This window comes from Mesorhizobium sp. (assembly GCF_005063415.1).
Lineage (GTDB): Bacteria > Pseudomonadota > Alphaproteobacteria > Rhizobiales > Rhizobiaceae > Mesorhizobium.
Map to the genome: position 1 here is coordinate 1 of NZ_SUEG01000152.1, position 12,271 is coordinate 12,271.

Annotated in this window: 13 protein-coding genes; 7 read left to right on the top strand and 6 right to left on the bottom strand. The window is 63.4% G+C overall.

Annotation, left to right across the window (positions count from 1 at the left end; all coding sequences use genetic code 11):
• From E5W70_RS26740 to E5W70_RS26750, 3 genes are all read right to left on the bottom strand, one after another.
• The coding region (locus E5W70_RS26740) for an SIS domain-containing protein (protein ID WP_292664122.1) at positions 1-372 on the bottom strand (372 nt) is incomplete at its 3' end.
• Entirely contained in the window at positions 369-1,151 is a 783-nt protein-coding gene (locus E5W70_RS26745) for a GntR family transcriptional regulator (RefSeq protein WP_292664124.1), read from the bottom strand. The genes E5W70_RS26740 and E5W70_RS26745, both read right to left, overlap by 4 nt.
• Positions 1,148-2,029, bottom strand: a complete 882-nt coding sequence (locus E5W70_RS26750) for an N-acetylglucosamine kinase (RefSeq protein ID WP_292664126.1) — start codon at positions 2,027-2,029, stop codon at positions 1,148-1,150. Before E5W70_RS26750 ends, E5W70_RS26745 begins: the two co-directional genes overlap by 4 nt.
• Positions 2,030-2,228: 199 nt before the next feature.
• Between E5W70_RS26750 and E5W70_RS26755 the strand changes: the two genes are divergently transcribed.
• From E5W70_RS26755 to E5W70_RS26785, 7 genes are all read left to right on the top strand, one after another.
• On the top strand, positions 2,229-3,188 hold the full coding sequence (locus E5W70_RS26755) for an N-acetylmuramic acid 6-phosphate etherase (RefSeq protein WP_292664129.1): 960 nt from the start codon (positions 2,229-2,231) through the stop codon (positions 3,186-3,188).
• Between the two features lie 2 nt (positions 3,189-3,190).
• The gene (locus E5W70_RS26760; protein ID WP_292664132.1) at positions 3,191-4,450 is read left to right on the top strand and encodes an ABC transporter substrate-binding protein; all 1,260 of its coding nucleotides are present in this window, start codon (positions 3,191-3,193) and stop codon (positions 4,448-4,450) included.
• A 185-nt stretch (positions 4,451-4,635) separates the two neighbouring features.
• A complete protein-coding gene (locus tag E5W70_RS26765) occupies positions 4,636-5,559 on the top strand; it encodes a sugar ABC transporter permease (protein ID WP_023718922.1) in 924 nt (307 codons plus the stop codon).
• 12 nt (positions 5,560-5,571) lie between these two features.
• Entirely contained in the window at positions 5,572-6,411 is an 840-nt protein-coding gene (locus tag E5W70_RS26770) for a carbohydrate ABC transporter permease (RefSeq protein ID WP_023718923.1), read from the top strand.
• The gene (locus tag E5W70_RS26775; protein WP_292664135.1) at positions 6,408-6,875 is read left to right on the top strand and encodes a DUF4304 domain-containing protein; all 468 of its coding nucleotides are present in this window, start codon (positions 6,408-6,410) and stop codon (positions 6,873-6,875) included. The genes E5W70_RS26770 and E5W70_RS26775 overlap by 4 nt, the downstream gene beginning before the upstream one ends.
• 1 nt (position 6,876) lies before the next feature.
• Positions 6,877-7,944, top strand: coding sequence for a Gfo/Idh/MocA family oxidoreductase (locus E5W70_RS26780; protein ID WP_292664137.1), 1,068 nt, complete (start codon positions 6,877-6,879; stop codon positions 7,942-7,944).
• Between the two features lie 3 nt (positions 7,945-7,947).
• Entirely contained in the window at positions 7,948-8,946 is a 999-nt protein-coding gene (locus E5W70_RS26785) for an ABC transporter ATP-binding protein (protein ID WP_292664139.1), read from the top strand.
• A gap of 50 nt (positions 8,947-8,996) precedes the next feature.
• Here E5W70_RS26785 and E5W70_RS26790 read toward each other — a convergent pair whose 3' ends face one another.
• The 3 genes from E5W70_RS26790 to E5W70_RS26800 all read right to left on the bottom strand — a co-directional run.
• Complete coding sequence (locus E5W70_RS26790) at positions 8,997-9,842, bottom strand: fumarylacetoacetate hydrolase family protein (protein ID WP_292664141.1); 846 nt, start codon at positions 9,840-9,842, stop codon at positions 8,997-8,999.
• Positions 9,843-9,871: 29 nt separating this feature from the next.
• Positions 9,872-10,603: an SDR family oxidoreductase gene (locus E5W70_RS26795; RefSeq protein WP_292664143.1), complete on the bottom strand. Its 732-nt coding sequence runs from the start codon at positions 10,601-10,603 to the stop codon at positions 9,872-9,874.
• Positions 10,604-10,780: 177 nt separating this feature from the next.
• On the bottom strand, positions 10,781-12,271 hold a 1,491-nt coding region (locus E5W70_RS26800; protein ID WP_292664145.1), incomplete at its 5' end, for an aldehyde dehydrogenase family protein.

Below are 12,271 nucleotides of genomic sequence, written 5' to 3' on the forward strand. Positions count from 1 at the left end.
GGTGATGGCGACGGTCAGCGATCCGCCGGCCCGCGCCGCTTGCGCCATTGCGACGATGTCCGGGCTCTTGCCGGACTGCGAGATGGCCAGGCAGGCCGAGCCGCCCAGCTTCAGCTTGGCGCCATAGATCGAGGCGATCGACGGGCCGACCGATGCAACCGCCAGCCCGGCGGTCAGCTCCACGGCATATTTCATGAAGGTCGCGGCATGGTCGGACGAGCCGCGCGCCACGGTGACGACGAAATTCGGGTCGCGCTCGCGAATGCCGCGTCCGGCTTCCGTCAGCACCGCGGCCGAGCCGTCGAGCAGGCGGGCGGTGGCCTCCGGGATCTCCTCGATCTCGCGCCGCATATGGGTCGTTGTTGCGGTCATGGCCGGCCCTCTTCGCCCGGCCCGCTCAGCCGGAGTTCGGCGACAAAATCATAGGCGTCGCCTCTGTAGATGGAGCGGGTGAACTCGATCACCTTGCCGCTCGCCAGATAGGAGATACGCTCGATATGCAGGCCGGCAATGCCCGGCGGCACTTCCAGCAGATGTGCGTCGCCATCGCCGAGATTGGTGGCCGAAATGCGCTGCACCGCCCGCACCGGCCTGTTGCCGGTCTTTTCCAGCGCCGCGTAGAGCGACGAACCAATCGCCGCCGGATCGGGCAGCACGCTTGTCGATAGCGAGGCGCGCTCGATCGCCAGCGGCGTGTCGTTGGCGATGCGAAGGCGCGCGACGCGCGCCACCAATTCGTTCGACGCCAGGCCGAGCACCATCATCTCGTCGGGCGACGGCGGATAGAGGCCGCGGTCGAGCCAGGCCGAACGCACCGCCATGCCGCGCCGCGCCATGTCTTCGGTAAACGAGGTCAGCATCGACAGCGACTGCTCGACGCGCTCCATGCGCGGCGCAACGAAGGTGCCGGAACCATGGCGCTGGACGAGGATACCGCCCTTGACCAGGTCCTGCACCGCCTTGCGCACGGTGACGCGCGAAATATCGGCCTTGCTGGCGATGTCGCGCTCGGAAGGCAACGCATCGCCCGGTCCGATCAGCCCGCGTTTGACCGCATCCTCGATGCTTTTTCTCAGCTGCAGATAGAGCGGTGCGCCGCTCTGCGACGATTGTCTCAGCGCCGCGAATATCTGGTCGGCGGCCTCGCTCATCGCGCTGCCTCCGCCGTGTTCGCAAAAATCCGAACGGCCATCTGAACCGCGCCGCCCAGCGCGTCGTCGAGCGGCGGTTTCAGCAGCGCCCGGTAGCGGGCCGACAGGCGCGGCGCGTAAAGCGGCGCCAACCCGCCGAGCAAACAGAGCGGATCGTCGCCACCGAGGTCGAGCACGCCAAGTGCTGCCTCGACATCGGCGACCGCCTTGTCGAGGATCCAGATAGCGACGGCGTCGCCTTTTTCGGCATGTTCGAACACCTTGGGCGCGAAGCCGCCGAAGTCGCCGGGCTTGGCGTTGGTAGTGAATTCGACCACATCCTCGGGATTGTTGCGGAAGATGGCGAGCATGGCCTGCGTCAACGGCGATCCCTGGCGGATGCCGTCATAGGCGAGCAGCGTCTGCTCGAGCAGGTCGCGGCCGATACGGGCGCCGCTGCCCTGGTCACCGACCTGGAACCCCCAGCCGCCGATGGCGCGCGACTTGCCTTGCTTGCGCGCCATATAGGCGGTGCCGGTGCCGAGGATGGCCATAGCGCCGTCGCCGGAGCCGACCGCGCCTTCCAGCGCGATCTCCGCGTCGGTCTCGACACGGCTGATGCGGAACGGCAGGATCGCTTCAAGCTGCTGCCTGTAGGTGCCGACATTGGCGCCGGCAAGGCCGAGAACGGCCGGAGTTTGCGGGATCAGTGCGGGATCTCTGCCCGCAGCGACAAAGGCCTGCTGCGCTGCGTCGACGATGTTTGTCCTGGCGCCAGTGAGATCGGTTCGGATGTTGGCGGCGCCGCTTTTGGCGCGGCCGAGGACGCTGCCGTCGGCCGTTGCAAGGGCCGCCCTGCAGCTGGTGCCGCCGCCATCGATGCCGAGCACGAATTCCACGCGATTTCTCCTCCGGGCGGATAATACCAATAAAATACCAATAGCCAAGGATTAATTTCCGTTTCAAAAAAGTTAAGGCGTAGTTTGTTGGAAAATCAGCCGATTTCGTCCGCAAGCCTGCACCGCCGCAAGGATTTCATTAATGCGTGTGGACAAGTGGTATTTTTTTGGTATGGTTTTCTGGATTGGAGGAAAGCGGATGGCCGAAACGCGCACCGAAGCGCTTCACCAGAATGCCGAGGGACTGGATATCCAGGCCCCGGAAGCCGTCCTTTCCTCCTTGGCCAACGCACAGATCGAGGCTGCCAATGCAGTGCACGGCGCCATTCCCGCCATTGCCGCGGCAGCCGAAATCATCGCAAGCAGACTGAAAAGCGGTGGCAAGCTCGCCTATGCGGCTGCCGGCAGCTCGGGCCTGATGGCATTGGCCGATGCGCTTGAGCTGCCGGGCACTTTCGGCATCCAGCGCGACCGTATCGCCATCCTGATCGCCGGCGGCGAGGAGGCCTTCAAGACACTGGCCGGCGGGCCGGAGGACGACACCGAGGAAGCTTCGGCAGCGGTTGCTGCCGCCGACATAGGCAAGGGCGACTGCCTGATCGCCGTCTCGGCCAGTGGCTCGACACCTTATGCTGTCAGGGCGATCGAGGACGCCAGGCGCCGCGGCGCGGCGACCATTGCCATCGCCAACAACCGGGATGCGCCGCTGCTGCGGCTGGCCGACATCGCCATCCTGCTCGAAACGCCGCCGGAGCTGATCGCCGGCTCGACGCGCATGGGCGCAGGCACCGCCCAGAAGATCGCGCTTAACATGCTGTCGACGCTCGCCGCTATCCATCTCGGCCATGTCCACGACGGCTACATGGTCAACCTGATGGCCGACAACATCAAGCTGCGCGACCGCGCCGCACGCATCGTTGCCGCCGTCAGCGGGCGCGACAAGGACGAGGCGGCGCGCCTGCTCGAAAGGAGCGGCGGCGTCGTCAAAACCGCCATTCTGCTCGCCGCCGGCGCCGCCAGCGCCGATGCGGCCGAGAAGATATTGGAAGGGACCGGCCACAGGCTGCGGCCAGCCCTTTCCGCGATCGAGGGGAGCAAGGGGCGCAATGCCTCTGTTCTCATCAAAACCGAACCTGAAAAAGGTCAACAGGGAGACTGAGCATGACAACGAAGCTACTGACGGCACTTCTTCTCGGCACCAGCATTCTCGGCTCCGCCGGGGTGGCTTATGCCGACGACGTAACGCTCAACATCGAAAGCTGGCGCGGCGACGACCTTGCCATCTGGAAGGACAAGCTGATCCCGGCCTTTGAAGCCAAGAACCCGGGCATCAAGGTGGTGTTCGCGCCGTCGGCGCCAACCGAATATGACGCGGCGCTGGGCGCCAAGCTCGCCGCCGGCTCGGCCGGCGACCTGATCACCTGCCGCCCGTTCGACAAATCGCTGGAACTGTTCAAGAAGGGCAATCTTGCCGATATCTCGACCCTGCCCGGCATGGAGAACTTCTCGCCAGTGGCCAAGGCGGCCTGGCAGACCGACGACGGCAAGGTGAGCTTCTGCGTGCCGATGGCCTCGGTCATCCATGGCTTCATCTACAACAAGGACGCCTTCGACAAGCTCGGCATCAAAGTGCCGACGACCAATGAGGAGTTCTTCGCCGCGCTCGACAAGATCAAGGCCGACGGCACCTACATCCCGATGGCGATGGGCACCAAGGATCTCTGGGAAGCCGCGACCATGGGCTACCAGAACATCGGACCGAACTACTGGAAGGGCGAGGAAGGCCGCCTGGCGCTGATCAAGGGCGAGCAGAAGCTCACCGATCCGCAGTGGGTCGAGCCATTCAAGGAACTGGCCAAGTGGAAGGACTATCTCGGCGACGGCTTCGAGGCGCAGACCTATCCGGACAGCCAGAACCTGTTCACGCTCGGCCGCGCCGCCATCTACCCGGCCGGCTCGTGGGAGATCGGCCTGTTCAACACGCAGGCGCAGTTCAAGATGGGCGCCTTCCCGCCGCCGGTGCAGAAGGCCGGCGACACCTGCTACATCTCCGACCACACCGATATCGGCATGGGCCTCAATGCGGCCTCGAAGAATGCGGATGCGGCCAAGACCTTCCTGTCCTGGGTGGCCTCGCCGGACTTCGCCACCATCTACGCCAACGCGCTGCCAGGCTTCTTCAGCCTGAACAACACCCCGGTGAAGATGGAAGACCCGCTGGCCCAGGAATTCGTCTCCTGGCGCGGTAAGTGCAAGTCGACGATCCGCTCGACCTACCAGATCCTGTCGCGCGGCACGCCGAACCTCGAAAACGAGACGTGGGTTGAATCGGCCAACGTCATCAACGGCACCGACACGCCGGAAGCGGCCGCCAAGAAGCTGCAGGACGGCCTCGACAGCTGGTACAAGCCGGCGAAGTAAGAGCGCGGCGAAGCGTTGTCTCCCCCCTCGAGGGGGAGATGTCGCCGAAGGCGACAGAGGGGGTCGGTCGAGGCAGGCCGCGGCCCCACCCGCCTCGCTTCGCGAGGCACCCTCCCCTCGTGGGGGAGGGAGGCGCCGTGCCCTTTGACGGCAATAGCAAGACCTGATCGGCGGGGACCGAACGCATGGCCGCAGCACCGAAAAGACCGTTCCGCTGGCATATCGGCGTTTTCCTGGCGCCGGCGTTGCTGGTCTATACGGCGATCATGATCCTGCCGCTGGCCGGCACGCTGCAGCTTTCCTTGTTCCGCAACATCAATCAGTCGCAGGTGTTCGTCGGACTGGAAAACTTCCGCATGCTGTTCGGCGATCCCAACTGGTCGGTCAATTTCTGGAACGCGCTCAGGAACAATGTCTGGTTCTTTATCATCCACATGCTGGTGCAGAACCCGATCGGCGTCCTTTTGGCGGCACTTCTGTCCAGCCCCAGGCTGCGGTTTTCCGCCTTCTACCGCACGGCGATCTTCGTGCCGACGATTCTGTCGTTCGTCATCGTCGGCTTTGCCTGGAAGCTGATCCTGTCGCCGCTATGGGGCGTGGCGCCGCATATGATGGACCTTGTCGGCCTGAAAAGCCTGTTCACGCCCTGGCTCGGCAAGGCGCAATATGCGCTGACCGCGCTCAGCCTGATCTCGGTGTGGCAGTTCGTCGGCATCCCGATGATGCTGATCTACGCCGCACTGCTGTCCATTCCCGAAGAGGTGATCGAAGCGGCCGAATGCGATGGGATCACCGGGATGGCGCAGTTCTGGAAGATCAAGCTGCCGCTGATCCTGCCGTCGATCGGCATCATCTCGATCCTGACCTTCGTCGGCAATTTCAATGCTTTCGACCTGATATACACCGCGCAAGGCGCGCTGGCCGGGCCGAATTATTCAACGGATATTCTCGGCACCTTCCTCTACCGCGCCTTCTTCGGCTTCCAGCTGCAGGTCGGAGATCCCAACATGGGCGCGGCGATCGCCACGATGATGTTCCTGATCATCCTCGGCGGCGTCTGCGTCTATCTGTTCCTCGTGCAGACGCGCTTGCGTCGCTACCAGTTTTAGGGGAGCGCGACCATGAGCACCGCAACCCGCTCGCTGCCCCGCACCATCGGTGCGCATGCGATCCTGTTGACCTACACGGCGATCGCGCTGTTTCCGGTGATCCTCGTGATCATGAATTCGTTCAAATCACGTGCCGGCATCTTCGGCGCGCCGCTGACACCGCCGACGCCGGGGACCTTCGACCTGATCGGCTACACCACGGTGATCGGCCAGGGCGACTTCATCCATTATTTCCAGAACAGCCTTGTCGTCACCGTCGCCTCGCTGTTCTTCGTGCTTTTGTTCGGCGCCATGGCTGCCTTCGCACTGTCGGAATACCGCTTTCGCGGCAATTCGCTGATGGGGCTTTACCTGGCGCTCGGCATTATGATCCCGATCCGCCTCGGCACCGTCGCCATCCTGCAGTTGATGGTGGCGAGCGGACTGGTCAACACGCTGACGGCGCTGATCCTGGTCTACACGGCGCAGGGCCTGCCGCTGGCCGTCTTCATCCTGTCGGAATTCATGAAGCAGGTCTCCGACGATCTGAAGAATGCGGGCAGGATCGATGGCCTGTCCGAATACACCATCTTTTTCCGGCTGGTGCTGCCGCTTGTGCGGCCATCGATGGCGACGGTCGCGGTCTTCACCATGATCCCGATCTGGAACGATCTGTGGTTCCCGCTGATCCTGGCGCCGTCGGAGGAGACCAAGACGGTGACGCTGGGCGCACAACTGTTCCTCGGCCAGTTTGTCACCAACTGGAATGCCATTCTGGCCGCACTTTCGCTGGCGATCATGCCGGTGCTGATCCTCTACGTCATCTTCTCGCGGCAGCTGATCCGCGGCATCACCTCGGGAGCGGTCAAGTGAGTGAGGGTCGGGACATTGTTGTCCAGAGCCTTGCCGAGACGGCAAGCCGCTATGGATTTCGAGGCGTGCGCGCTACCAACTATTATCGGGAATGGCCGGAAACGGTCTGCGTGCTCAACCTTCAGAAGTCTTCCTGGGGACCGCAGTTCTATCTCAATGCAGCTGTCTGGCTGACTCGGTTCGGGATCGAGCGTCGGCCGAAGGAATACAACTGTCATATCATCTGGCGGGTCAACTCCCTGATGGTTAGCGAGCAATCCAAGGCATTCACCGAGGCGCTGGATCTGGATCGTCCGTTGCCGGACGACCGGAGGTCTTCTCTGATCAAAGAGGGTGTCGATAGATACGGGTTCGGACTTCTGGCACGTTGTGAAAGCGAAAAGGCAGCTCTGCAGATCGCCAGTGAGTATGGATCGAGTATTAGGATGGACCTGAAAGCCCGCGCTCTACAAAAGGCAAACTGAAATGGACCAACCCCTTCGCGTTGTCGTCGCCGGCCTCGGCAATATGGGGCGCAGCCATGCGCTGGCCTATCACACCAATCCGGGGTTTCAGATCGCCGCGCTGGTCAACCGCTCGGATGTGCAACTGCCGGAAGGGCTTTCGACCTACGCCATCCGGCGTTCCTTCGACGAGGCGCTGCGCGATGAAAAGCCCGATGTCGCTTGCATAGCCACCTATTCCGACAGCCATGCCGATTATGCGGTCAGGGCATTCGAGGCCGGCTGCCACGTCTTCGTCGAAAAGCCGCTGGCAACGACGGTCGCCGATGCAGAACGCGTCGTCGCAGCAGCCAAGGCCAACGGCAAGAAACTGGTGATCGGCTATATCCTGCGCCACCACCCGTCCTGGATCAGGCTGATTGCCGAGGCGCGGAAGCTCGGCGGCCCTTACGTGTTCCGCATGAACCTCAACCAGCAATCCTCAGGACATACCTGGGAGACGCACAAGCAGCTGATGCAAACGACGTCGCCGATCGTCGATTGCGGGGTGCATTATCTCGACGTGATGCTGCAGATCACCGACGCCAGGCCGGTCGAGGTGCGTGGCATGGGGCTGCGGCTGACCGACGAGATCGCGCCGTCGATGTACAATTACGGGCACCTACAGGTGCTGTTCGACGACGGCTCGGTCGGCTGGTACGAGGCCGGCTGGGGGCCGATGATTTCGGAGACGGCTTTCTTCGTGAAAGACGTGATCTCGCCCAATGGCTGCGTGTCGATCGTCATGAAGGAGGGCGCCAGGTCCGACGACATCGACACCCACACCAAGACCTCGACCATCCGCCTGCACAGTGCCGCAACCGGAGCGGACGGCAAGTTCGCCAAACCGGACGAGATGCTGTCAATGCAAGGCGAGCCCGGCCATCAGGACCTCTGCGACCTGGAACAGGCGTTTGTGCTGAAGGCGATCCGCGAGGATCTGGACTTGACCCGCCACATGGACGACGCGGTGAAGTCGCTCGCCGTCTGCCTGGCCGCAGACGAGAGCGTGCGCAGCGGCCTCGCCATTAAACTCTGGAACAGGGACTAAGCCGTGGGCTCGCTGAACATCGAGAACGTGAAAAAGGCCTTCGGGCCGGTCGAGGTGCTGAAGGGCATCAACCTCGAGGTGACCGATGGCGAGTTCGTCGTCTTCGTCGGTCCATCCGGCTGCGGGAAATCGACGCTGCTGAGGGTCATCGCCGGGCTGGAGGACTCGACCTCGGGCCGCGTGGTGATCGACGGCCATGACGTCTCCGCAACGCCGCCGGCCAAGCGCGGCATCGCCATGGTGTTCCAGACCTATGCGCTTTACCCGCATCTGACGGTGAAGAACAATATGGGCCTCGGCCTCAAGCAGGCAGGCACGCCGGCGGCCGAGATCGACCGCCGCATCGGCATCGCCTCGTCAATGCTGTCGCTGGAGCCCTATCTCGAAAGGCGCCCGGCTGAATTGTCCGGCGGCCAGCGCCAGCGTGTCGCCATCGGCCGCGCCGTGGTGCGTGAGCCCAAGCTTTTTCTGTTCGACGAGCCGTTGTCGAACCTCGATGCTGCACTGCGCGTCAACACCAGGCTGGAGATCGCGCAATTGCACCGCCGGCTGAAGGCGACGATGATCTATGTCACCCACGACCAGGTCGAGGCGATGACGCTGGCCGACAAGATCGTTGTGCTGAATGCAGGCAAAATCGAGCAGATCGGCGGACCGATGGAGCTTTACAATTCGCCGGCAAATGAATTCGTCGCCGGCTTCATCGGCTCACCGAAGATGAATTTCGTCGACGGTGCCAGGCTTGGCGAAACGGCAAAGACCATCGGCGTCCGTCCCGAACATTTGACTGTCGATCCCAAATCCGGCGCCTGGAAAGGCACGGTCGTCCATGCCGAGCATCTCGGCGCCGACACCAACCTCTATCTCGACTGCGAAAAGGCCGGCCTGATCACCGTGCGTATTTTCGGCGTCTACAACGCCGAACCCGGAGCCACGCTCTACGCGACGCCGGATCCGGCGAAGACATACCGGTTTGGAGCCGATGGCAAGGTGCTGAAGTAGCGCAGGCGCCGATCCACCTTCTTCCACAAGGGGAGAAGGCAAAGCGCCGCTTACAAATCCGCCTTGAACGTCTGCTTCTGTATGCCTAGCCCTTCGATACCGAGCTCGACCACATCGCCGGGCTTCAGGAACACCGGCGGCTTCATGCCGAGGCCGACGCCGGGCGGCGTGCCGGTCGAGATGATGTCGCCCGGGTGCAGCGACATGAACTGGCTGAGATAGGAGACGAGATAAGCGACGCCGAAGACCATGGTCTTGGTCGAGCCGTTCTGCATCGTCTTGCCGTTGACCGTCAGCCACATCGGGATGTTCTGCGGGTCCTTGACCTCGTCCTTGGTCACCAGCCACGGGCCAATCGGCCCGAACGTGTCGCAGGACTTGCCCTTGGTCCACTGACCCTGGCGCTCGGCCTGGAAGGCGCGTTCGGAAACGTCATGCGCGACGCAATAGCCGGCGACATAGTCCAGCGCCTCGGCCTCGGTGACATATTTTGCGGTCTTGCCGATGACCACGCCGAGCTCAACTTCCCAGTCGGTCTTGACAGAGCCGCGCGGGATCAGCACGTCGTCGTTCGGCCCGACAATGGCCGAGCTTGCCTTCATGAAGATGATCGGCTCCGGCGGCACGGTTGCGCCGGTTTCGGCGGCGTGGTCGGAATAGTTGAGGCCGATGCAGATGAATTTGCCGGTGCCGGCGACGCAGGCGCCGATCCGCGGCTTGCCGGAAACCGCCGGCAGCGATTTCGGATCGAGCTTCGACAATGTCTCAAGCGATGCCGGGTCAAGTGCCTTGCCGGCAATGTCGGTGACATGGGCGGAGAGGTCGCGGATCGTTCCATCGGCATCGAGCAGGCCGGGGCGTTCGCTCCCCGCCTCGCCATAGCGCAGCAGTTTCATAGAATTCCTCTCCTTGATTTGAGATGAGCTTAGATCGACCAGCCACCGTCGATATTGTAAGCCTGCCCCGACGTATAGGTGGCACCGGCGAGATAGACGGCGAGGTCGGCGATTTCCTCGGGCGTGCCGAGGCGGCCCATCGGCTGGCGGGCGATGAAGGCGGCGCGGGCTGCGTCGTAGTCGCCCTGCGCATGCATGCGGTCCTGGAGGGACGGGCTTTCGACCGTACCTGGGCAGATCGCATTGCAGCGTACGCCCTTGCCGACATAGTCGGCGGCGACCGACTTGGTCAGGCCGATGACGGCTGCCTTGGTCAGGCCATAGACGAAGCGGTTCGGCACACCCTTGGTCGAACTGGCCAGCGATGCCATGTTGATGATCGAGCCGTCGCCGCGCTCCAGCATGCCGGGCAGCACGGCGCGGATGGTGCGGATCATCGAGCGGACATTGAGGTCATAGGCAAAGTCGAGATCGCCGTCCTTCATCTCGAGGATCGAGCCGGAATGCACGAAGCCGGCGCAGTTGAACAGCACGTCGACGGCGCCGATCTCGGCAAAAGCGGCGTTCACCGCCTCGTCGTTCAGCACATCCAGCTTGCGGGTCTTGATACCGGGCGTCTTGCCGAGGTCGGCGAGCACCACCTCGTTGATGTCGGTGGCATGGACGACGGCGCCTGCCTTGGCGAAAGCCAGCGCACTTGCCCGGCCGATGCCTTGCGCCGCCGCCGTGACGACAATGATTTTGCCTGTCAGATCCGCCATGCTTTTCTCCTCGCCCGTCTGTGATCGTTCGGCTTTTTACCGGCACAAGGCAGGGGCGCAATGTGCCAGGCGGGCACTACCATCCCGCCTGTTTCGATATTCGCCTGCCGGCCAAATGTTTTTTCTCGGTAAAGAACATCTTTTGGCCCGTCAAGCCCGGACATCCCTCCGGGACACTCAGTCGCCGTAGGGCACCCAGACGTTCTTGACCTCGATCGCACGGCGCAGCAGGGTATCGCCGGCTGCTTCGTTCGATGCCCAGTCGAGGCTGTGGCCGTTGCCGGTCCAGACGCGTTTGAGATTGCCGATGGACTCAGCCTCGGCCTTGGCGCAAGTCTCGGCATCGGCGAACACCCAGAGCCCGTCGACATCGTCATGCTTGGCCAGGACGCCGGCGAGTTCGGCGCTGCGGCCGGTGACGATATTGATGGCGCCCGCCGGAACGTCGGAATATTCGATGACCTGGTAGAGGTCGGTGGCAAGCAGCGGGTATCTTTCGGATGGTACCGCGACCACGGTGTTGCCCATGGCGAGCGCCGGCGCAACCAGCGAGATCAGGCCGAGCAAAGGCGCATTGTCCGGCGCGACGATACCGACGACGCCGACCGGTTCATGCAGCGCCAGCGTGACGGCGCGGGCCGGCGGCTGGTGGACGCGGCCCTCGAATTTGTCGGCCAAGCCGGCATAGAGGAACAGGCGCTCGATCGACAGCTCGACCTCTTCGCGCGCCGCCTTGGCGGTCGCGCCGGTGAGCTGGGTCAAACGGGCGGCAAACTCGTCGGCGCGGCCGGAAAGGTTTTCGGCCAGGTAGTAGAGCACCTGGCTGCGGTTGTAGGCGGTCGCCTCCGGCCAGGCCTTGCATGCACGCGCGGCCGCGACGGCGTCACGGATATCCTTGCGGTTGCCGAGACCGACCTCGCCGGCAAGCTTGCCCTTGGCGGTGGCGACGGCAAGGGAATAATTGCCGTCCGGCCGGACCTGCTTGCCGCCGATGAACAGCTTTGCCGTGCGGTCGATGGCGTTGCTTTCCGGCTGCTCGACAGGTTGGGCCGAAGACGTTGCCGGTTTGATGATCGGGCCGAGGGGCAGCTTTGCCGTGAGATATTCGAACATGCCCTCGCGCCCGCCTTCGCGGCCAAAGCCGCTCTCGCGATAGCCGCCGAAGCCGCAGGCAGCGTCGAACATATTGGTGCCGTTGACCCAGACGACGCCGGCCTTCAGTTGCGGCGCGACGTGCAGGGCAAGATTGATGTTCTCGCTCCACACCGAAGCGGCCAGGCCATAGCGTGTGTTGTTGGCGAGGTCGATCGCTTCCTCGGTGTTGCGGAAGGTCATGGTGGCGAGCACCGGCCCGAACACCTCTTCCTGTGCCAGAATGTTAGCCGGCGAAACACCTGTCGCCAGCGTTGGCAGATGGTAATAGCCCGAGGCGGGCAGTGCCGAGTCCGGCTGCCAGCAGATCGCTCCCTGCTTGGCGCCTTCGGCGATCAGGCCCTTGACGCGATCGAGCTGCGTCAAATCGACCAGCGGGCCGATATCGCTGTTTTTGTCGAGCGGGCTGCCGACGCGCAGCCGGCTCATCCGCGTCTTGACCTTGGCGATGAAGGCGTCGGCGATGCCTTCCTGCACCAGAAGGCGCGAGCCGGCACAGCACACCTGGCCCTGGTT

Bases quoted from the DNA above. Each gene is read 5' to 3' on its own strand.
- E5W70_RS26790 (WP_292664141.1), bottom strand. From the start codon at position 9,842: ATGAAACTGCTGCGCTATGGCGAGGCGGGGAGCGAACGCCCCGGCCTG.
- E5W70_RS26770 (WP_023718923.1), top strand. From the start codon at position 5,572: ATGAGCACCGCAACCCGCTCGCTGCCCCGCACCATCGGTGCGCATGCG.
- E5W70_RS26795 (WP_292664143.1), bottom strand. From the start codon at position 10,603: ATGGCGGATCTGACAGGCAAAATCATTGTCGTCACGGCGGCGGCGCAA.
- E5W70_RS26755 (WP_292664129.1), top strand. From the start codon at position 2,229: ATGGCCGAAACGCGCACCGAAGCGCTTCACCAGAATGCCGAGGGACTG.
- E5W70_RS26780 (WP_292664137.1), top strand. From the start codon at position 6,877: ATGGACCAACCCCTTCGCGTTGTCGTCGCCGGCCTCGGCAATATGGGG.
- E5W70_RS26760 (WP_292664132.1), top strand. From the start codon at position 3,191: ATGACAACGAAGCTACTGACGGCACTTCTTCTCGGCACCAGCATTCTC.
- E5W70_RS26745 (WP_292664124.1), bottom strand. From the start codon at position 1,151: ATGAGCGAGGCCGCCGACCAGATATTCGCGGCGCTGAGACAATCGTCG.
- E5W70_RS26765 (WP_023718922.1), top strand. From the start codon at position 4,636: ATGGCCGCAGCACCGAAAAGACCGTTCCGCTGGCATATCGGCGTTTTC.